The sequence below is a fragment of the Agathobaculum desmolans ATCC 43058 genome, from assembly GCF_000701665.1.
GTDB lineage: Bacteria > Bacillota > Clostridia > Oscillospirales > Butyricicoccaceae > Agathobaculum > Agathobaculum desmolans.
Map to the genome: position 1 here is coordinate 1 of NZ_JNJN01000025.1, position 21,544 is coordinate 21,544.

Below are 21,544 nucleotides of genomic sequence, written 5' to 3' on the forward strand. Positions count from 1 at the left end.
GGCGCAGCAGTTTTTTTCGGCCTACCCTTGGGACGTGGTACGATCCCTGCCGCCAGCTTTCGTTCTTTCCTGCGCTCCCGTATCAGCAGCTGCTTTACTACATACTTATCCTTAAACCCAAAGTGCTCTGCCACTTCCCGCTGCGTTTTCCCCTCTGACAGCATGACTTTGATTTCCGGCAGCAGCGACTGAACCTGTGTGTAATTTCTTTTCCTCATAACTATACCCCCTGATGTAGCTTATTTTCCTACATCAGGGGGTATTTTGTCACTGTCCGTTTTTACTGGTTCAGTTCAATTCCCCGGGTTTTTTACCATAACAATTCAGTTTTTTATGTACTGATACAGATCAATCAGCTGCTGTGCAAAAAGTCTTGTCATTTCTGCCATTGCCAATTGATCCTCAGCATGTACCAACGTTAAACGTGTCAGCAAGCCGTTCTCACTGTTGACCTCTTCCTGAATCAGATCAAAGTGCGCGTTATGTGCCTGCAAATATTCTTCATTTCCGCGTTCGATCGAGGCCTGCGCTTGGACGAAATCACCATCTTTGGCATATTCTACTGCTTCTAAATAATCGCTTTTTGCAGCGCCACTAAAAGAAATGAGTTGAAAACAGGCTTGTTCGAGCTGTTCTTGCGTAATTGCCATCGGGCTATTTATCTCCCATCCGTTTTTTGATATCATGATAAACCTTTTTTCCGTCCATCATGCCGTAGGCCATCATATCGATCACCTCAACAGGTTTGCCCTCCGCAAGTTCAGCAATGCGGTTTTTTAGGTATCGCACCTGTGGCCCAAGCAGGATGATATCTGCTTTGCCAACATGCTCGCGGGCTTTGATCTCACTGGCTGCCCATACGGTCATTTCGCAGCCATCTTCCTTGGCTGCGGCGGCGATCCGGTCGCACAGCATGCCGGTAGACATTCCCTGCGAGCACAATAATAATACGTTCATAAAAATATTGCCTCCTCTATTGTTTTTCATCAAGATATGCTATAATCAACAAATATGAAATATTTGCGGCGGGGGTGCTGTTTTGAATTTAATTGATCTTTCCAAACGGTATTTGCTCAATGAAACTGAACATAGGGTACTGGAGAGGATACTGGATGCGATAGAACACGGAGATACAAAGATCAACATTCGGTCTGTGGCACAGCAATCCTATGTATCCACTACCACAGTGATCAAATTATCAAAGAAATTAGGTTATCAGGGATACAGCGATATGATCTACTCGCTGCGCAGGCATGTAGATGAAGAGCGCGACGCTGCGGCCGGAATCGACCTGAGCAGTATTTTGGAGACAGTCGATCAGGCATGCATTGATGCGTTTGCCGATGAGATCCTGCGGTGTCGGGAGAACTGCATCTTTATTGTCGGTCTGGGATTTTCTACAATCGCATCTTCTTATTTTATGCGCCGGCTGGCGACCCTCGGCATTTTGGCCTATGACGGTGCACCGGTCGACATGATGCGGGGCGGTGATAAGCCAAGCCTGACCCTGATCCTTTCACGCAGCGGTGAAACCCGTGATTTGGTGGATGTTGCCGCACATGCCCAATCACTGCATCATAAGTTATATACGATTACAGCACACGGTGAATCAACATTAGGGCGGATGAGTGACAAATGTCTGGTAATCCGCACCGGGGGACCGGTGGCATACAATGTGCCTGATTTTTTTATTGGGCGCACAATTATTTTGTTTGAATATATTTTATCCCGCCTAGTCAATCGTTTACAGCAGGAAAACTGATGTTTTGTTTATCTTTATTGTATCAGGCAGATCTATAACCTGCAACTGTCATGAAGAAATCAAAAACATGTTTTTTATGCGGTTGACAAATTTTTTATTCATTTGAAATACTTGAAAAAAAGCCTGTATTCTTTATGCTTAATTTATAAAGCATGAGAATATAGGCTTTTTTATACAAAGTCAGAAAAACAGGAGGTAACTTGCATGAAGCGTTTTTCCATTGTGATCGCAGGCGGCGGCAGTACCTATACGCCGGATATGCTGGAAATGCTCTGTCTGGTGCGCGAGCATTTTCCGCTGCGCCGTGTCGTACTTTACGATAATGATGCGGAACGTCAGGAGCATATTGGGCGTTTTGGTGGGATTCTGTTCCGGGAATATTATCCGGAGGCGGAGTTCGTCTATACGACAGATGAACAGACTGCTTTTACGGATATCGATTTTGCCTTGGTGCAGATTCGGCCCGGTGGTCTGAAAATGCGGGAGATGGATGAAAAAATTCCGCTGAAATATGGCGTGATCGGTCAGGAAACCTGCGGCCCCGGTGGATTTGCATATGGTATGCGTTCGGTTCCTGCTATGATCGAGCTGGTTCGTGCGATCCGCCGCTGGTCACCGGAAGCGTGGATCCTGAATTACTCCAACCCGGCGGCTATTGTGGCCGAGGCCACCAAGCGTGTGTTTCCGGAGGATTACCGTCTGATCAACATTTGTGATATGCCGATCTCCATTATGGATATTTTCTGTCCGCTTGCAGGGGGGCGCAAGCGAACCGATATCGAACCGCGCTATTATGGGCTTAACCATTTTGGATGGTTCACGGCAATGTATGACAAAAAGACCGGTGAAGATGTTCTGCCGGAGATCCTTGCAAAGCTGAAGCAGGGGAACTGCGATGATGAGCTTGGGTTTTCAGGAAAAAATGATGCCTACTGGAATTTCACTTTCAAGCATTTGGAAAAAATGGTACAGGATTTCCCGCAGTCACTTCCGAACACCTATATGCAGTATTATCTCTATCCGCAGACGATGGTGGAGCATACCGATCCCAATTACACTCGTGCCAATACCGTGATGGATGGGCGCGAAAAGCGGGTTAAGGCATATTGCGATGATATTGTGGCGCTGGGCAAGATGCGCGGCACCAAATTTGATCTGGAGAAAAAATACAGCGCCGGTTCCCATAAAAATGCAGATGGAGAATTTGAGTCTGCAACAGTTGCGCACAACGATGCGCATGCCACCTATATTGTAGAGTTGGCTATGAGCATTGCTTATAACCAGAATGAAGTGTTCCTGCTGATGGTGGAAAACAACGGTATTGTGCCGAACCTGTCGGATGGCATGATGCTGGAGGTGGCGTGCCGTGTTGGTGCACGCGGCGGCGAACCGCTGCGCATCCAGCCGGCAGGCACCTTTGAAAAGGGCCTGCTGGAAGGACAATATGCCTATGAAAAGCTGACCGTGGATGCAGCCTTGGAAGGTTCGTACCAAAAGGCGCTGCAGGCGCTGGTCGTTAACCGTACAGTAGTAGATACCGATCTGGCACGAAAGATCTTGGATGAATATATTGCAGTAAACGGGGATTTGTTCCCTGTGCTGGTATAAATCAACAGAAAAAAGTAAGGGGGAAAAACAATGGGTAAAATGACGGAATTGATGGAGAAGCACTTGATGCCGCTGTCCCAGAGGCTTTCCAGCAACAAGTATCTGGTTGCGCTGCGTGATGGTTTGATGCTGTCCATGCCGCTTCTGATCATCGGTTCACTTGCCATTGTAATCGGTGATTTCCCGGTACAGGGTTTTCATGATTTCATGGCTTCGATCGTAGGTGACGTATGGTATTCATGGTGTTGGGATATGGTCAATCCCGCCACGATGGGGCTGGTGGCATTGTTTGCCGTGATTGGTGTGTCATACAGTTTGGCATCGGAGGAAACAGTAGAGCCGCTTCCCGCAGTTGCCATTTCGATTTCGGGTTATTTTCTGCTGCTGCAGCAGATGGAAGAAGGCGGCTATGCTGCTTCCAGCTTTGAGGCAGGCGGTCTGTTTACCGCGATGCTGACTGCATTGCTGGCAACCAAATTATATGCGGTACTGCTGAAAAAGAATCTGAAGATCAAGATGCCCGAAACAGTGCCGAGCTTTGTATCCCGCCAGTTTGAAGCGTTGATCCCGGCTGCGTTGATCGTACTCCTGTTTTTGATCATCCGTCTGGTGTTTGCGGCAACGCCGTTTGGCACGGTTTCCAACTTCATCGTAACCGTGATCCAGATGCCGCTGACCAATATCGGTACAACACTGATTGGCACCCTGTTCATTACCGTACTGAACTCGATTTTGTGGTTCTTCGGTATTCATGGCACGGCCGTGATCGATTCGTTCATGGGGCCGCTGTGGTATGCAGCTCGTTTTGACAATTTGGAGGTATTCAAAGCATCGGCCGCAGCTGCCCGTCAGTTTATTGTTACGCAGGACTTTGCCAATCACATCATCTTTCTGGGCGGCACCGGCAATACACTTTCACTTGCGGCAATCATGGCATTCAAATGCAGATCCAAGCGGATTAAATCGCTTGGCAAGCTTGGTTTTGTGCCCGGTCTGTTCAACGTAAATGAGCCGATTATTTTCGGTCTGCCGCTCGTGCTCAATCCGGTAATGGCGATTCCGTTTTTCCTTGTACCGCCGGTAACCGTGCTGATTTCGTTCTGCGCAATGTATTTTGGTCTTGTACCGTATCCGACCGGCGTTACCGTACCATGGACACTGCCCGCACCCTTTGGCGGCTGGATGATGTGTAATGACTGGCGCGGTGGACTGCTGCAGATTGTAATTTTGCTGGTGGGCGGCTTGATCTATTATCCGTTTATCACTGCATTGGATAAGCAGTATTTGAAGGAAGAACAAAGCGAAAGCACGGCAGAGGCGGAAGGATAAATGCCGGTTGCGCTTTTTGCCAGTGACTACGATGGAACTCTGTGCCGCGGCCGGATGATCGACAGATGCACCTTGGATATGGTGCGCCGCTTCCGAAACTGCGGCGGGGTGTTCGGCATATGCAGCGGCCGGGATCCCGGCACGCTGAAACAGGAATTAGCGCAGCAAAAGCTGGAGTATGATTTCCTGATCCTGATGAATGGGGCGCGGATCGAAGTTGATTCGCGCTGCATACAGGAACATTTTCTGGATGGATGGCAGCAGGTTCTTTCTTTGCTGCGTCAGAAATGCCTGTTCTTTACTGTGATTGGACGCAATACCGTTTATCATTTTCGTAATGCGCTGCGTATGCCCGTGGAATTTCCGGCAGGGGAACAGGCTTATATCGATGCCCTGCAGCAGGTTTATGCGGTACAAAACCGTGTAGAAGATTTGGATACTGCTTATCAGATTAGCTGCCGTACAGAAAATGAGGAAAATGCTGTTGCGTTGGCGGAAGAAATCGGTGCTTACGGATTGACGGCATGGCCGAATTGTGAATATGTTGACATTGTTCCCAGCAATATCAGCAAAGCACAGGCGGTCGGTGTGGCAGCAGCGTATTTGCAAGTGCCTGCGTGTTATGTCTATACGGCAGGGGATGGCAGAAATGATATCCTGATGCTGGAACAATATCATGGCTTTGCAATGGTACAGGCAGAACAATATGTGCGGCAAGCGGCGGCGCATACGGTATCCTCAGTTGGTGAGGCATTGAAACAGGTTAGCAGGGAGGCATTTTGGTGAATACAAGTGCAGTAGGACCATTTCGCCGTTTGGCAGCTTATGCAATAGACTGGTATCTGGCCACCATGCTCTGTGGTGCACCGCTGATGCTGATCAATTCGATGCGCACCGGCTTAGCAGCAATGGACAGTTCGATCCCGCCTGGACGTGCCGGGTGGCTGTGGGGCGGGATCTCAATTTTGTGCGGCCTGTTCTATTATTGGCTAATCCCTTTGCTTTGGAATGGACAGACCCCCGGCAAGCGGCTGCTTCATTTGCGCATCGTGTGCAGAGAAACGCAACAGCCGGCCGGTGCGGCGGCGCTTGCGCTGCGGCAGATCGTCGGTATGATCCTGCTGGAGGGTGCAATCTGCTTCCCCAGTCAGCTCCTGCGTGAACTAATCGCTCGGGCGGCAGGGGAGGATGTGGCCAATATAGTTCGTATCGCAATGGTTGCGGTTACGATCCTTTCCGTCATGTTGGGATTATATACTCCGAATCGCCGTATGCTGCATGACAGGATATCCGGAACAATGGAAATTTGCGAAAAAACCACTTAAACATTTCAATACGGTATCAAAAATAACTGAAATAAGAAAAGTGCGGACGGAATCATAATAGATTCCGCCCGCACTTTCTGTTTCTCTTGAAATATTAGGACTGATCGGGTTCGTTTCCCTTACCAGCCGGCTCTTTGGATGCTGCGCCGCGCTGGGTCAGCAGCGTGGCAGCAATCTTTAGGCATTCAATATATTGTGGCACATTGGGATACTCTGCCGTCAGATGAGTCCATAGCTCCGCCGCTTCGTGTAGTAGCTGGCTGTCCCCGTGCGGCAGGCTGCCCAAATTATAAAGGATCATTGCCAAGGCATGTCTGTCATTCGGCACGCCGGAATCCTTCGCAATAGAGCGCATCATACGAAGTCCTTCATGGAACCAGTAGCAGGCTCTGCTGTTGTTGTTCTCTATCTGGCTGATCACACCCATTTTCAGATAGCCGGCCGCTAAAGATCGCCAACGCCGGACACGGACAGGACCCGTCAGGATTGCACGGGACAATGCAAGGGTTTCTTTGCACATTCGATAATCATCAGGCTTCAGACCCATCGGGATATCCTGTGGTTCGTCATGTTCAGCCAGTGCTATGACGGCGTTCTGTCTATCTTCTGCATACGATGATGCAGAGCCTTCGCCCTCGGACAGGCGGTTCCAAAGCTCCGCGGCCTGATACAGATAAATCGCGCTGCCGTCGGGAAGGCGCCCCAGCCGGTAAAGATCGCGAGCCAGAGTATTCCGAACGCTTGGATGATCGGTTTCATCGACAATAATACGGCAAAGCGATACGCTCGCTTCCAGCCATTGTCGCTCTCCGTCCGGATCGTCTGTCTTCCGGCATAGGCTGCCCAGCAATCTGTATACATATACCAGATCACGCTTGGAATGTACCGTCCCGGTGCGGTTCGCAATATCCTGCAACAGCGACAGAGCGGCTTGGTACCGGCGATGTGCTTCGGACAGGTTTCCCTCCAACCTGTACACAATACCCAGCCTGCAATGGCACATCGCCAAATTGCGCCAGTCGTACAGGGCTTGCGTTTCTTCGGCCAAGCTGCGGTACAGCGTCAGACTTTCCTCGTAGCAGCGGCGTGCGCCGGGAATATCTTTCTGATCGCGGAGCAAGTTGCCTATACCTATGTAACTGGATGACAATGCCCGTCTCGTCTGGACGGAACCGATTTCCTCATTTAACGTACGGCGTAGATACTGACTTTCTTCCAACAGTTTTTGGATCTCGGCATACTTGGGCGGAGTGTCAGCTTGATGCAAATATGCATCAGCCAACCATTCGCAGGACAGTGCGAGATACTCCCGGTCTCTCACTTCGTTGGTGTCCCGTACCAGTCCCCGGGACAACTCGGCTGCCATCCGGAAGTAAATATCTGCGCTGTCGTCGTTCTCCTCGCGATATAGGGCGCCTAGCTGGATCTGGCTTTCTACCGTATCCCGCCGGATTTGGATGGTGTTGTCTGATTGGGACAGATTAAACCGCAGTTTGGCGCTTTTCTTCAGCCAACAGCGCGCTTCTGTCATATTTCCTTGCCTCCGATACAGATTTCCCAAACTGCTGTAACCGCAGGCTTGATAGCGCTGTGCGCAGGCAATGCCTTGCTTTTCACCCTGACCGGTCAAGGCGAAGAACTCTTCCTCAAAAATCTTTCCGGCGGCGGTCAGCTCATCCAAATCAGCGTATTGATCCCCCAAATCCCACAGGGCTTTGGCAAATGCCTGAAAGGTATGCTCGTTAGGGGTCGCCTCCCAATAAGTTCGGAGGGTGTCGGCCAGCCGCCGCTGCCAGAAGGCGGCTTGGCGGTAATCCCGGGTCACACCGTCCCCGTTGGAGTACATAGTCACTAATTTTTCCATTGCTTCGTTCAGACCGGCGTCAGCGGCCCCTTGGATAAGCGGTACTGCCCGCTCTTTATCTACCTCTACGTCAATGCCGTTGAGATAGGCCAACCCAATGAAAAAAATATGTTTGGGGTCATTGTCATTTTCCCGCAGAGCCAGTTCCTGCAGCGCCGCCTTGAGTTCTTCTGAGAGGGCAGGTTCACTTCGGCCGGAGGTGCAGGGAGGGATCCCCGGATAGGCGGCCTCCAGTTCTGTCCTGCTTGCAGGAATCATCTCCACCGGTAAAAAATGGGCTTTCCGCTGTTTTGGGCAGCAGGGAATTCTTCCTGCATCACATAATTAGGATGTTCCAGCAAGTGAGGTGTCACCGCCAGTACAAAAAGATGACTCTTCTCAAGTGCTTTGGCGATGGCCTGATTGAAATTCTCACCCGGAGTGAGAAACTCATCGTACCAAATGGCAATATCCCGACAGAACTCACTGGCATGGATCAGACGCATCAATGACTGAGCCTCCCGCCGATCCTTTTTCCGGTAGCTCAAGAAGATATAGGCATCGAAGGCATCCCGGATCTGGGCGGCCAATTTGTCGCCGATGAGGACAGCATCAAGAAAATTCTTCAGTCTTTCCGCATAGGGCAAGGCAGTGGGATCTGTTTGATTCGGATCAAGACACTGCAGGTCTCCGCATTTTTGGTTAAAGAGCGCTTCCAGCCCCGGCTCCAGCAGGATGGGCAGTACCGGGATATGCTGCGCCACGGCAAAGGGAAACTCCCGCTCCAAAGCAGGGGAGGGACTGGTGAGCAGCCGGGCAGTCACCGGTAATACGAAAAGCTGCATTTGGGACAGAGCAGCCTCCCGCTCTTCCCATTCGTTGGGAGAACAGGGGGCACCCCCCTCTGGCGCGTACCAGACGGAACAATCTGCGTAGGATAGGATTTCTTTGACGATAGAATCAAGGAATGCTTTCTGGTCGGCAGGATGACAGCAGAAGTACACCCGGGGCTTGCCATGCGGAGTGCTGTTCCCACGGGTATGATACACAAGCTGGGACATGAAAAACCCTCCTTCATAGGGAATTCACGTGTAATGGATGGAAATGGTCGAAAAATCAAACATTTTTCCGAGCTTCAAAGAGACTGGCTACATTTTCATAGTCATATCGCTTCAAAAGTCCGGGTTCCTGCTGAGGCAGGGTATTGAGCTGATCCCAATCCACCAGACAGGCATGTCGTTTTTCTGCGGAACGCTTAAGTCGGCAGTGATCCCGCTCCTCCGGCGTTAATTCCATCAGCGGCAGCCATCCTCGGGCAAAATGGAACGCATTCCAACGGAGATGTTCATATTGAGCCAGCTCCCAGAAAAGGGCTTCTCTTTCCGGTTCGTTTAGAGAAGATATATCGCCGGCCAATAACAGTTTGTTGGGGATATCCCATACCACTGCCCGGTTTGAGGACTGTGTAAAGGTGTCCAGTTCCCGCCACTGAGGGGTAAACAGGCTGTTGTGCTGGTATTGACGATGGAGTGCCTCGGCTTGACGATCAATACTGCGCTCGATCAGTTTTTCGTAAGTAAATTGGCACTGATTGACCTGTTGGAAAATTACGTTGTCATCATTTTGAAGCAAGGCTGCAGCACCCGGATCCTCATGGAACAGAGCAACTACCAGTTGAGGGGTGGGCTGTTCCGTGGTGCCGTGGACAAAAAGGCGGCGAATGCGAAGTGTAAGGTGGATATTTTCTTCTGTATCTTGGGTAGCCACCAATATCTGGTGGAAACGCCTTGCGGACAGTGCCTGAAAGAGTGCATCGGAGGGGACATGGGCATCTAGCCACTGCAAGCCTGATGCCTGCACAAAATAGGGAAAGTCGCTGAGAAAGGCAGCCTTTTTGTCGGTCAGTTCATGATCTATCACCAAAACGTCCAAAGCAGGTGTTCCTGATGCGGTAGTGAATGAGGTGTTTTCGTAGGTTTGCAGTAAAAACTCCCGAGCAAAAGCGTCGAATCCGATGATACACAGGGAAAAGGGGGCATGTGGGCGAAAAATGTGTCCCGGAGCTGGCGGTGGATCGAGTTGACGCAGACGAGCCAGAGGACGGTTTTGGAAAAGAAAGTCCTGTACCGCCATTTGCTCTTGGGAGAGAAGGTACAGATCTAGATGGGGGAACACCATATTCTCTATCCGCAGCAATTCATTATTTGTAAAAGCGGTGACACGCAGCGAAATGCCGCGCTTGCCAACTTCCTCCAATTCCAACAGGAGTTGTTGGTTGCGCAAATCATCCGCAGGGAGGAGCAGAACTTGATAGTTTTTGCCATTTTGCAGCCGGCTGAGAAAGGAGAAATCAGCCTCATAAGCATCAAGCGGAAGGTCCGCAGACACCTGATCCGTGAGATAGACGACCGCCGGGTAGGGAACGCAGCAATTCAAATCCCGGATAAACCGACCAGCATCATTTCGAGTTCCGGTCACAAGATAGATGGTTTTACGAGTGAACATCCTCCACTTCATACGGATACGGACAAAAATCTCCCGGAAGAAAAGAGCAAGCACCGTTCGAACGGTGTAAAGAGACATCAGAAAGAACACATAACTGGCATCCGGTCCGAAAAGCGAGGTGTTACCCTGAAATGAAATGGCAGAGGGGGCTGCATAAAGAGCACTGCCAATGGCGGCAAAAATATCCCCGGCAGTCATATTCGGCTGGATTTGTACGCAGAAAAACATGAGCGCCGCAAAGGTAAAATTGCATCCGGTGATCATCAGACTGTGAAAACGGTGATGCCATTTGCGCAGCAGCAAACTGAGGAGTGTAATATAGCACAGGTAAATGATCAAGACCATCGGATACCCTCCTAATATGTTGAATCATGGGCAATATGATTATAAAAATTGTACTACATGGCGCTGCACACCGCAAGACAGTGGCACTGAAATTTACGTAGAATATAATACAAAATATATGAAAAGGAAAATACATCTGTTTTCGTCAATAGCTTTATGCTATTCTATTGTGAGACATAATAAAGCTATAAGTAATTATACAAAAGAAAAGTTTTGTATAATTGAGGGAGTGGCAGATGCCCATAAAAGACCCGAACAGCGGATTTTTCCTGTTCGGGTCTTTTGCGTTACTCCCATGATACTTGAATGGGATTTGTGTAGTTTAGCAGAATCATTTCACTGGTACTGTAATGCTCTAAATCTGCTATATGATCGTTTTGCATGCTGCTCTGATACTTCGACCAAAACTGCAAACCCTGCTGATTGATTACAACTAACTCGTAGTTGAGATGATCTTGGTATCCGGTTTCTTGGTCATAGCTCTCAAATGCATATGCCAACTTTCCGTTATGGTAATCTATTGCATTTTCGCTTATATTCCATGATACATATATATAAGCATCATCCAATGTATTGGGCGTCTGCATATCAATGCGAAAAGTTCCATCACCATTTGGAAGCAGCACGATCATAGTGTGGTCTAACAAAATTGCGATAAAGCGTTCCTTTTCCATAATATTGTAATTTATAGCTTCTTCCGACATGGATGGATGAATTTTTAACCGCTGCACCTGCTGCATGGTATCCGTTGCAATAACGGTCAAATAATAGGCATCTTCCGTTCTGGTATATAAAAGCAGAAAGCTGCCGTCCTGCCACTGACTCAGCCGCATCAATTCCTCGTTGGGATCGATCGGAAACGCCATACGCAGGCTGTCAAGCTGCAAACGGCCATTTTCTATATACTGTATTCCGCCATCGTTCAGATACTCAACCTTACCGGGCGTGTAGTCCAAGGCATAAATACCGTAGCCGCCCGGAATCAAGCTGGTATCCATGATTTTCCCCTTATCCGAACGATTATAGAATGTAAAATAACAGGTTTGCGGTGTAACGATACTCTCCGACTGGAGCTGGAAATGGTCTTCCCCATCAGTGCCCGATCCGGTAGAACAGATATTGCCGTTTTGATCTTTCTCCAGTGAAATGGTGAACCGCTCCTCGGGCAGCACCGGAATGCGGAAAAATGCGTTCATTTTGTCACCTGCGGCGTTATTTCCGTTCCAAATGTTAAAATCCACGTGCGTCCCTTCCAAGTCAATATAGCCGGCAATCGGATAATACTCGTAATAATCCGAAGGCGTGATCGTTTTGCTTGCCTCCTGCCCGGGGACTGCATTTTCGTATAATTCCTGATAAGCCAGATCCAACGCCGTTCGCTGCTCTTCCGGGATATACATAAAGTTTTCAACATTGGTATTAAACTCAGAAATAATATCAACGCCCCGATAGAATACGTCATGCGATTGGGTCTGCTCGGTTTGATAAAAGCGGTAATCCGTCTGTGTGTGCGGGGCGCCTTGCTGCATCCGCGTTGCGGTATGCCAGAAGAGCCGGCTTTTATACTCAGAATTTGTTTGCACCGTCAATCCGTCTGCCACAGCGGGATCGCCGGCCAGCACGGTTTGTGTGTACTGCACCTGATCATGCGGTGCATACACGGTTTGGATGCACCAGCCGACCGCAGCCGTGCCAAGCACCAGCAGAACAGACCATACCGTTAACACTTTGCGCATGGCTCATACCTCCCCACCGGTAATGTCGTCCAGCGCACGGCTGACCCGATCGGCGCTGTAATGGTAGGTTTGCTTGATATACGCCATCAGCGGCGTGCCGCTTTCCTCCAGCTCGGCTGCCATAACATCCCCCACGATTTGCCCCTGCCGGATCAGCACGGCACGGCTGATAAAGTTGGATACTTCCTCGATCAGATGGGTGGACAGTAAAATGGTTTCGTTCGGTTCCAAAATACCCAGCAGAACCTTATAAAAATCCTCTCGGTTAAATATGTCATTCCCCGCGAATGGCTCGTCCATCAGAATATAATCCGCTCCCTGACAAAGCGCCAGAATCACCTCAAACTGATTTTTCTGACCGGTCGAAAAACCGCGCAGCGGCTTGTGCATCGGCAGCTCGAAAAAATCCATCAGGCCGGTAAACCGCTTGTCAATAAATCGCGGAAAGTGCTCCTGATAGAACTGTCGATGTGCTTCCGCCGTTAAATTCGGGAAAAGGGAATGTTCGCTGGTGGCAAAGGACAGGCGTTCAATATTGCTGTGGGTGATCGGCGCGCCATCGAGTGTGATCTGACCCTGATACGGCAAAAAGCCAAGGATACATTTCATCAGTGTGGTTTTGCCTGCGCCATTTTCACCGAATAAACCAACGATTTCACCTGAGCCGATCGTCAGATCGATCTGCTTAAGCGCATCGTTTCCGTATATCTTCTGTTTCAGCGTATAATGTTTGCTGACGTTGTTGATTTCTAACATCGTGCTCCCCCCTTTTTTACGGCAGACACTGTGGTGGCGTGATCAAATAGTAGACGCCCAGAAACAGCAGCCTGAGCGCCAGCGCGGACAGCAGGCAGATCGCTGCACCCAAGAGCGGCAGCGTGATAGCGCGCCGTATAAGCTCCCAGCGCTGCGGCAGGCGGCGCATCAGATAGATGCTTTTGCTGCCGCCGGTATAATAACTGAGATGAAACAGCACCGCGTTGGCCAGCGCACCAAGCGCCAACAGATAGAACAGCCAAAGCCCGCGATGCAGCAGTACATCAAACGGCGGCATAACAGCGTCCGGGCGAAGCACCCGCTCCACACCAAGGTAGGACAGCTCAAATAAATCGGCATAGGCCTGACGCAGTGCGATGCCGTAAACCAACACCGCACAGCAGGCTGCGCAGAACAGACCGGCACAAAGGACTTTGATTTCCTGCCGGATATTCGTACCGGGCGGCGCATACCGGGATAAATCAATTCGTGTCATCGCTTGGCACCTCCTCCGCATGATACCAAACCGCCCAGATGGCATAGGCGATAAAGCATAGATGGGATAATGTTAAAAACACATCGGACGCATAGCTGCCAAGTGGGCGCTGGATAAAACCGATCAGCAAAATCAACAGGGCAAGCAGCGTCCGTGCTCCATGTCTATAACGCATCCGGACAACTGCATTTGCTATGCAAAACGATAGAGCGAGCAAGGCTGTCAATAAATATATCCATCGGCTGATTTCTTCAAGCGGCAGTATGCTGTGCAGAAAGTCGCTGCGGTAAAAAGCGAGAAACAGCGCCTGATTGGAAGATCTGGTTACCGATACAAAGTACCGGCAAAGCAAAGTGAGGATCAGCACTTCGGACATCCACAGAAGTACAGCGCAGCCAAGACACGCCAAACTATGCCACAGGAAAGCGGCGCGTTCTGAGACCCGTAAACGCCGAACGGTGTATCCCCCCGCCGGAGGTGCTGCGCAGCAGCATCACAGCCAACAGCAAAATACCGGTGCAAAAGATCAGCTTCCAATGGGCAGACTTTACTACAGCCTCCAACGGATTGGCAGCAGCCTGCATCGACCAAAGGAATGCTCCGGTTTGTACTGCTGCCATCAATCCTATGATGCCGATGAGCGGAGCCATTGCACCGCGTACATACAACATCAACACAGAAAGATGCCTGTTCCTCATATAGGTTCCCCCTCTCAATCCCAAAAATCTTCAATCAGGCACAGCGCCTCCGCCTTGGATAAGCCCATCTGTTTCATAGACTGTACTACGCTTTTTGCATCATTTTCCAGCAGCTCTGTTCGGATACGGGCAATTTGCCGATCGTTTATCACCATACAGCTTTTTGCACCGGTATGCGAATGGATCAGGCCTTCCTCTTCAAGCTGCCGGTAAGCTTTTTGCACGGTATTCGGGTTTACACCCAATAACGCACTCAACGCGCGTCGGGATGGCAATTCATCACCGTTGTGTATGATACCCGCCACTGCCCCGCGTTTGAGATACAGCAAAATCTGTTGATAGATCGGGATGCCTTCCTCCATGTGAAATCCTTCGAATGAGATCAACTTGGATATCCCTCCTTCGATAACCGTATCACAACTGTAATACAGTGTCTCTAACTGTATTATATCTATAATACGGTTAGAGGTCAATCGGCCGAGCAAATATTTGACGAATTATCACATAGAAAAATGCCTGACAGAATTGTACATTCTGTCAGGCACTTATCGTTTTCTCTAAATAATCAATTACCTGTGCAATAGCATCATGATCGTGATCCCCTACACATACGTCGGCATGATATAAAAGTTCCGGCGACGTATTGGCAGGCATAAAGCCGACTGCCGCGTATTCCAGCATTGACAGATCGTTGTCACCATCCCCTACTGCAAAGACACGTTCGCGTGGTACACCACAGTCTGCGGCAATCTGCCGCAGAGCTGCCCCCTTCCCTACGCCGGCGCGTGTTACCTCACAAAAGGTCGGCATTGTGGCAACAGCATTGAAAACTGACGAATACGGTGTCAAATAAGTTCGCAGCTGCGCAATTTCATCAGCTGTACCGGTAAAATTGATTTGGCACCAACCGGATGGGTCAGGTAAATCAGAAGCCAGAACACGCGTATAATCCAGATGCAATACACACATATGGTGTTCGGTTTCCGGGCTCATACGGCATACCAGAATATGCTCCGGCAGAAACACCTCGCATCCAACCTGCGGAAAGCGTGCCAGCACTGCATCAATCAGTGTGTTGGACTGCATCGGCATACCGGCACAATGCAGCGGATGATGCTGCGCATCCATCACCAGCGAACCGTTCAGCAAACTGTAAGGTGCGTTGGTTGGTAACTGCTGCAAATAATCTGTCACCGCAGCAAATGCCCTGCCAGTTGCCAGAGAAAACAGACCGCCTTCCTTTGCAAAGTAATCCAGTGCCTGCAAATTTGCAGGTGAAATGCAACGGTCGCTATTCAATAATGTACCATCCATATCGCAGGCAAGAAGAATACCTTCAAATTTATTCACGACATTTTCTCCAGCTTTTCAAGAATATTCAGAAAATAATCCGGCAGCGGCGCGGTAAAACACATTTGTTGCCCTGTTGCCGGATGACACAAGGTCAATTCCGTAGCATGCAGGCATTGTCCTCCAATATCTGCAAAACGATCCTTTTTCAAACCATATACCGGATCACCAATAATCGGATGACCGACAGATGCCATATGTACTCGGATTTGATGGGTGCGCCCGGTTTCCAGTTGAAACCGCATATGGGTATATCCATGGTAGCGTTTGCAAACCTCGTAATGCGTCACGGCCGCACGCCCACCCTCTACGATGGCCATTTTTTTGCGGTCGATTTTGTGGCGTGCGATCGGCTTATCGATCGTACCACGATCCGTCCGTGGGCTGCCCACTACGATCGCCTGATAACCACGGAACGCGGTATGCGCTGCAATTTGCGCCGCGAGACTCTGATGCGCAGCGTCGTTCTTCGCTACCACCAGCAATCCACTTGTATCTTTATCGATACGGTGCACAATGCCCGGCCGATGCACACCGTTGATACCGGATAGGCTGTCGCCGCAGTGATACATCAACGCATTGACCAGCGTCCCCGACCAGTTGCCGGCAGCCGGATGCACAACCATTCCGCGCGGCTTGTTGACAACAACAATATCTGCATCTTCATAAACGATGTCGAGCGGAATATTTTCCGGTGTAATATCCACTTCACGAAGGTCGGGCAGGTGCACGCAGATCTCTTCACCTCCGGTGATTTTGTAATTTTTCTTTAATATTTTGCCCTTGCAGGTGACTGCCTGTTCTTCCAATAAATTCTGGATAGCAGAACGGGTCAAACCGTCGATTCGAGTAACAAGCCAGCGATCCAACCGTTCACCTGCGTCGCTCACCGATGCAACCACTCGTATTTCATTCATGGGTATCCGACTCCGATGTTTCGTTTGTGATTGTTTTGCCCTGTTTCGGCGTATCCTTGTGCTGAAACATAAAGTAGATCATAAACAGCAAACCGCCTACGCAAATAAAAATATCTGCCACATTGAATACAGGAAAGTGAATGAGTCGAAAATCGAATAAATCGACCACAAAACCATGGATAACACGGTCAATCGCGTTACCCAACGCACCTGCAGCCACCATCACGAGTGACCATCGGCCAAGCGGATTCTGAAGCCAGCCCTTATATAATGCAATTCCAATGCCGATTGAAATACCCGTTGCCAGCAAAACAAAAATCCATCGGGAATCGAACTGCGCAAACAGGCTGAATGCTGCGCCGCGGTTTTCTACATAGGTCAAATGAAAAATATTCTCAAGCAAAGGAATGGTATGTTGGATCTGTAAACTGGTAAAAGCCCAGTATTTCACCAACTGATCCAGTGCAATCATTAGAATCACTGCAAAAATGTAAAGTGCCATATGCAACTCCTATCAAAAAGGGGAACAGATTTCACTGCTCCCCTTTCTTTTGTTATTAGCCTACTACCTGCGCACAGCGTGCACAAAGACCAGAATGCTTGGCATCCATTCCGACAGACTTGGACTGCTTCCAACAGCGCAGACATTTTTCACCGGCTGCACGGGAAACTGCAATCGTAAGTCCCGGGAAATACTCGCTGTCCATGCCCTCGCCAGCACCGGAAAGGACTTCCAGCTCCGAAACGATACACAGATCAGCTAAATCCTGACCGCAGGAATTGAGGAATGCAGCTGCGGCATCATCTGCATACACGGTAACACAGGCCTCCAGCGGCTTGCCAATCGTTTTAGCGGCACGTGCGCCTTCCAGTGCCTTATTCACATCATCGCGGAACGCGGTCAGCTTAGACCACTTTTCGCGTTCCTCTGCCGACAGCGACAATGCTTCATCCGCAGCAGGCATATCGTTATACGCTACATTGCGCACATCATCTGCCGCAACATGCGGCATAGCCTTCCAGATCTCATCTGCCGTAAAGCACAGAATCGGAGACAGCATGCGCACCAGCGCACTCAAAATCTGATACATGGCAGACTGTGCGGAACGGCGGCTCAGCCCTGTCGTGTCATCGCAATACAAGCGATCCTTGATGACATCCAAATAGAAATTGGACATATCAACTACACAGAAGTTATGAATTGCATGGAATACCGTATGGAACTCATACGTATCATAGCCTTCCCGTACTTTTTCCACCAAATCATTCAGCTTCATCAAAGCCCAACGATCCAGCTCCGGCATATCTGCGTAGCAAATCATATCCGTTTTGGGGTCAAAATCAAACAGGTTACCCAGAATATAACGTGCCGTATTGCGGATCTTCAGGTAATTCTGCGACAGATGCTTGAGCATATCCTTGGAAATACGCATATCCTGACGATAATCCGAGGATGCTACCCATAAACGCATGACATCCGCACCGTACTGATTCAGAATATCATCCGGCGCAATGCCATTGCCGAGTGACTTGGACATTTTTTGACGCTCTTCATCAACGATCATACCATGCGTGATGACCGTTTTATAAGGCGCCTTGCCCTGCGTAGCAATCGAAGTCAGCATGGAGGACTGGAACCAGCCGCGGTACTGGTCGTTGCCTTCCAGATAAACGTCAACCGGAATTGGCTGCTGCTCACGGTTCGCAATAACCGCACGCCATGAGGAACCCGAGTCAAACCAAACATCCATGGTGTCGGTCTCTTTTTCAAATGCACTGCAGCCGCATTCGCATTTGATATCTGCCGGCAAAATCTCTTCGGCTGACAAATCAAACCATGCGTTCGAACCCTTTTCGCGGAACAGATCCGCAACGATTTGGATCGTCTGCCCATTAACCAACGGCTTGCCGCACTTTTTGCAGGTGAAGATCGGGATCGGAACGCCCCAGACACGCTGACGGGAAATGCACCAGTCCGAGCGCTCCTGAATCATCGAAGTCATGCGCTCCTGTCCCCACTTGGGCAACCACTGAATATCACCGCACGCCTTGACGGCTTCATCCTTCAGCGCATCAACCGAGCAGAACCACTGCTCAGTGGTGCGGAAGATGATCGGGTTTTTACAGCGCCAGCAGTGCGGATAGCTGTGCACGATCTCTTCGATGGCAAGCAGCGCACCACAGGACTTTAAGTCCTCCAGAATAACGGGTGTCGACTTTTCGTAATACATACCCGCATACTTGCCGGCATCCTCGGTCGTCATACCCTTGCCGTCCACCGGAACAATAATCGGGATATCGTACTTCTGGCAAACAATGAAGTCGTCCGCACCAAAGCCGGGCGCCGTATGGACACAGCCGGTACCGGCATCCAGTGTGACATGATCACCGCAGATCACTACGCTTTCGCGATCCATGATCGGGTGCTTGGTGCGCATCAGCTCCAGATCTGAACCGAACAAAGTGCCCAGCACTTCCCACGTGTCGATCTTAGCCGCCTGCATCACAGCATTAACCAGTTCCTTAGCCAGCACATAAACCTCGCCGGACGGAACCTTTACCAAATCATACTCATATGCCGGATTAACCGAAATTGCCAAGTTGCCCGGCAGCGTCCACGTTGTTGTTGTCCAAATCACAAAATAAACATGATCCAGACTGCCGGTGATTGCGGCAATCTTACCGCCCTTATCATCCGTCACATGGAATTTTACATAAATCGAAGAACACGGCTCATCTTGATATTCGATCTCAGCCTCAGCCAGCGCGGTTTCGTCATGGGGACACCAATATACCGGCTTCATGCCCTTATAGATGTAGCCCTTCTTCGCCATTTCACCGAAAATTTCGATTTGCGTAGCTTCAAAATCATGGGTAAGCGTCAAATAGGGGCGCTCCCAATCGCCCACAACACCCAAACGCTTAAACTGAGTACGCTGTGTATCCACATGCTTGTGCGCAAATTCCTCACACTTGGAACGGAACTCTGCGGTAGACACCTTATCACGATCCATGCCGTAAGCCTTGATCGCCTGTCGCTCAATCGGCAGGCCATGGGTATCCCAGCCGGGCACATACGGTGCACAGTACCCCATCATATTACGGGATCGCACGATAAAGTCCTTCAGAATTTTATTGAGCGCATGCCCCATATGCAGATTGCCGTTCGCATAGGGAGGCCCGTCATGCAGAACAAAGAGCGGCTTCCCTTCATTTTTTTTCATCAGTTCGTGATACAGATCCTCCTGTTCCCACTGCTCCAGAAAACCTGGTTCACGCTTGGGAAGACCAGCCCGCATGGGAAATTCGGTCTTAGGAAGATTGATCGTATTGTTATAATCCTGCTGCATTGGCAGTTCAGTCCTTTCGCTGTTGCTTTTTACTTTACGTCCTTAGGGTCATATTCCGAGCCAAATTTCAGCTCACCAAAATCGAATTTACGGGTCGCATCCTCAATCGGTTCATCCGCCTGCTCAGGCTCATTAACCGATACCGGCTGCGGGGCAGGCTGTGCCGGGGGAGCAGGCTGTTCCTGCTGACGAACCAAGCTTTCCGCCTTAGCCAGTTCCACCAGTGCTTTTGCCTGCGCCTGATAAACTGACGAAACACGTGCAATAAATTCTATTGTATTTTTCTTGGCAGCCTCAAGCTTACGCTCTTCCAATGCAATTTCGTCCTGCGTATCCTTAACTTTATTTTCCGTTTCATTCTTTGCGGAGGAAACAATTTGGTCAGCCTCCTTTTTGGCCTTATCAATCGTATCCTGCGCAATCGTCTGTGCACTCATGAGTGCGCGGCGCATTCCATCCTCTACACCGCGGTACTCCTCGATTTTATCGACAAGCACCTTCATTTTGGCCTTGAGTGCGGCATTTTCTTTTTGCATTGACGCAAACTCTTCTGCAACACGCTCCAGAAAGGTATCAACAGATTTCATGTCATACCCACCGAAAACCGCTTTTTCAAAGCCGATCTCCTGAATTTCCTGCACCGTCATATGTTTATCCTCCGTTAAATTTATCGTTTGCCGCACTTACCGGAAAAAGGTCGGGCTGCACCCGACCATACTTTTCCGCCGACTGCTCGGCATATTCAAAGCATATACAAAACCTGCTCCAATACGACCAGCACCAGAAACGCCAGCATAAATGAAAAATCGATCGGGCTGTTTCGCAGCGCATCTACACGGCTCAACAAGCTTCGGAACGGTTGAATCAATGGCTCTGTCACAAGGCAAAGAAACTCATAGATCTTCGAACCGCTGCCCTGTACAAACCAGCTCATAATTGCACGGGCAAAAAACAAAAATTCCAATATTCGCAGAATACTGCTTACAAGATATACAATCATCACGTTCACAGCACATTCCTTAGAAATACATACCGCTGCTTTCCAGCTCATCGATCAGATCGCCCATAATATCTACATTATACGGTGTAATAATATATGTACTATTGGCCACCTTTTTGATTTTCCCTTCATTGGCATATGCAACACCGCTGAGAAAATCCACAAGCCGACGGGCAATATCTTTATTGGTCTGCTCCAAATTCAAAACAACGGTACGCTTATCCTTCAGATGATCTGCAATTTCCGCTGCATTTTCAAATCGATCCGGTTTAACCAGCACAACAGCAAGCTGAGTTGTTGCATTAATATTAACTACTTTATTGCTGCGGCGTGCAGATGATGTATCAGCAGAAGCGCTGTCATATGATCGCTCTCGGTCGTACCGTTCGTAGGAACGATCATAAGTGGACTGCGTGCTGCTCATCATAGGTTCTTCATTACGCTGGCGGGGCATGTCGTCTTCATATTCATCTTCGACATCCTCACCCTTTACCCAATCGATAAAGCCTTTTATCGAACCCATG

At 49.5% G+C, this 21,544-nt stretch carries 24 protein-coding genes; 5 read left to right on the forward strand and 19 right to left on the reverse strand.

Annotation, left to right across the window (positions count from 1 at the left end; all coding sequences use genetic code 11):
- The 3 genes from T363_RS0107660 to T363_RS0107670 all read right to left on the reverse strand — a co-directional run.
- Positions 1-218 (reverse strand): hypothetical protein (locus tag T363_RS0107660; RefSeq protein WP_031474789.1); only part of this gene is annotated, 218 nt, incomplete at its 3' end.
- Between the two features lie 105 nt (positions 219-323).
- Complete coding sequence (locus T363_RS0107665; protein WP_031474791.1) at positions 324-650, reverse strand: PTS sugar transporter subunit IIA; 327 nt, start codon at positions 648-650, stop codon at positions 324-326.
- A gap of 4 nt (positions 651-654) precedes the next feature.
- Entirely contained in the window at positions 655-957 is a 303-nt protein-coding gene (locus tag T363_RS0107670) for a PTS sugar transporter subunit IIB (protein WP_031474792.1), read from the reverse strand.
- An 82-nt stretch (positions 958-1,039) separates the two neighbouring features.
- Here T363_RS0107670 and T363_RS0107675 point away from each other — a divergent pair, with 82 nt between their 5' ends.
- From T363_RS0107675 to T363_RS0107695, 5 genes are all read left to right on the forward strand, one after another.
- Complete coding sequence (locus T363_RS0107675; protein ID WP_078096966.1) at positions 1,040-1,762, forward strand: MurR/RpiR family transcriptional regulator; 723 nt, start codon at positions 1,040-1,042, stop codon at positions 1,760-1,762.
- A 204-nt stretch (positions 1,763-1,966) separates the two neighbouring features.
- The gene (locus T363_RS0107680; protein ID WP_031474795.1) at positions 1,967-3,370 is read left to right on the forward strand and encodes a family 4 glycosyl hydrolase; all 1,404 of its coding nucleotides are present in this window, start codon (positions 1,967-1,969) and stop codon (positions 3,368-3,370) included.
- A 30-nt stretch (positions 3,371-3,400) separates the two neighbouring features.
- Positions 3,401-4,699 (forward strand): PTS sugar transporter subunit IIC, encoded by a 1,299-nt coding sequence (locus T363_RS0107685; protein ID WP_031474797.1) that lies wholly within the window; start codon positions 3,401-3,403, stop codon positions 4,697-4,699.
- Positions 4,700-5,485 (forward strand): HAD family hydrolase, encoded by a 786-nt coding sequence (locus tag T363_RS0107690; RefSeq protein WP_031474799.1) that lies wholly within the window; start codon positions 4,700-4,702, stop codon positions 5,483-5,485.
- On the forward strand, positions 5,482-6,024 hold the full coding sequence (locus tag T363_RS0107695; RefSeq protein ID WP_031474801.1) for an RDD family protein: 543 nt from the start codon (positions 5,482-5,484) through the stop codon (positions 6,022-6,024). The genes T363_RS0107690 and T363_RS0107695 overlap by 4 nt, the downstream gene beginning before the upstream one ends.
- Positions 6,025-6,118: 94 nt before the next feature.
- Here the strand turns inward: T363_RS0107695 and T363_RS0107700 are convergent, their stop codons facing one another.
- The 16 genes from T363_RS0107700 to T363_RS0107775 all read right to left on the reverse strand — a co-directional run bounded on the left by T363_RS0107700 (position 6,119) and on the right by T363_RS0107775 (position 21,543).
- Positions 6,119-8,146 carry a tetratricopeptide repeat protein gene (locus T363_RS0107700; protein WP_031474803.1) on the reverse strand — a complete coding sequence of 676 codons (2,028 nt, stop codon included), beginning with the start codon at positions 8,144-8,146 and terminating at the stop codon, positions 6,119-6,121.
- The gene (locus tag T363_RS0107705; RefSeq protein WP_031474805.1) at positions 8,143-8,928 is read right to left on the reverse strand and encodes a toll/interleukin-1 receptor domain-containing protein; all 786 of its coding nucleotides are present in this window, start codon (positions 8,926-8,928) and stop codon (positions 8,143-8,145) included. Before T363_RS0107705 ends, T363_RS0107700 begins: the two co-directional genes overlap by 4 nt.
- Before the next feature lie 55 nt (positions 8,929-8,983).
- Positions 8,984-10,717: a hypothetical protein gene (locus tag T363_RS0107710; protein WP_031474807.1), complete on the reverse strand. Its 1,734-nt coding sequence runs from the start codon at positions 10,715-10,717 to the stop codon at positions 8,984-8,986.
- A gap of 287 nt (positions 10,718-11,004) precedes the next feature.
- The gene (locus tag T363_RS0107715) at positions 11,005-12,453 is read right to left on the reverse strand and encodes a hypothetical protein (RefSeq protein WP_031474809.1); all 1,449 of its coding nucleotides are present in this window, start codon (positions 12,451-12,453) and stop codon (positions 11,005-11,007) included.
- 3 nt (positions 12,454-12,456) lie between these two features.
- A complete protein-coding gene (locus tag T363_RS0107720; RefSeq protein ID WP_031474811.1) occupies positions 12,457-13,209 on the reverse strand; it encodes an ATP-binding cassette domain-containing protein in 753 nt (250 codons plus the stop codon).
- A 16-nt stretch (positions 13,210-13,225) separates the two neighbouring features.
- Entirely contained in the window at positions 13,226-13,705 is a 480-nt protein-coding gene (locus T363_RS0107725) for a hypothetical protein (RefSeq protein WP_031474813.1), read from the reverse strand.
- Positions 13,692-14,072 (reverse strand): hypothetical protein, encoded by a 381-nt coding sequence (locus tag T363_RS0107730; RefSeq protein WP_031474815.1) that lies wholly within the window; start codon positions 14,070-14,072, stop codon positions 13,692-13,694. The genes T363_RS0107725 and T363_RS0107730 overlap by 14 nt, the downstream gene beginning before the upstream one ends.
- 43 nt (positions 14,073-14,115) lie before the next feature.
- Positions 14,116-14,403 carry a hypothetical protein gene (locus T363_RS0107735; RefSeq protein WP_031474817.1) on the reverse strand — a complete coding sequence of 96 codons (288 nt, stop codon included), beginning with the start codon at positions 14,401-14,403 and terminating at the stop codon, positions 14,116-14,118.
- A gap of 14 nt (positions 14,404-14,417) precedes the next feature.
- Positions 14,418-14,789, reverse strand: a complete 372-nt coding sequence (locus T363_RS0107740) for a GntR family transcriptional regulator (protein WP_031474819.1) — start codon at positions 14,787-14,789, stop codon at positions 14,418-14,420.
- Between the two features lie 151 nt (positions 14,790-14,940).
- The gene (locus T363_RS0107745; RefSeq protein ID WP_031474821.1) at positions 14,941-15,753 is read right to left on the reverse strand and encodes an HAD-IIB family hydrolase; all 813 of its coding nucleotides are present in this window, start codon (positions 15,751-15,753) and stop codon (positions 14,941-14,943) included.
- Positions 15,750-16,670, reverse strand: a complete 921-nt coding sequence (locus T363_RS0107750) for an RluA family pseudouridine synthase (protein ID WP_031474823.1) — start codon at positions 16,668-16,670, stop codon at positions 15,750-15,752. The genes T363_RS0107745 and T363_RS0107750 overlap by 4 nt, the downstream gene beginning before the upstream one ends.
- Entirely contained in the window at positions 16,663-17,172 is a 510-nt protein-coding gene (gene lspA, locus T363_RS0107755; protein ID WP_051643168.1) for a signal peptidase II, read from the reverse strand. Before lspA ends, T363_RS0107750 begins: the two co-directional genes overlap by 8 nt.
- Positions 17,173-17,227: 55 nt before the next feature.
- Complete coding sequence (gene ileS / locus T363_RS0107760) at positions 17,228-20,020, reverse strand: isoleucine--tRNA ligase (protein WP_031474827.1); 2,793 nt, start codon at positions 20,018-20,020, stop codon at positions 17,228-17,230.
- 29 nt (positions 20,021-20,049) lie between these two features.
- Entirely contained in the window at positions 20,050-20,667 is a 618-nt protein-coding gene (locus tag T363_RS0107765) for a DivIVA domain-containing protein (protein ID WP_031474829.1), read from the reverse strand.
- A 95-nt stretch (positions 20,668-20,762) separates the two neighbouring features.
- Positions 20,763-21,020, reverse strand: coding sequence for a YggT family protein (locus T363_RS0107770; protein WP_031474831.1), 258 nt, complete (start codon positions 21,018-21,020; stop codon positions 20,763-20,765).
- Between the two features lie 19 nt (positions 21,021-21,039).
- A complete protein-coding gene (locus T363_RS0107775; RefSeq protein WP_031474833.1) occupies positions 21,040-21,543 on the reverse strand; it encodes a cell division protein SepF in 504 nt (167 codons plus the stop codon).
- Position 21,544 lies beyond the last annotated feature (1 nt).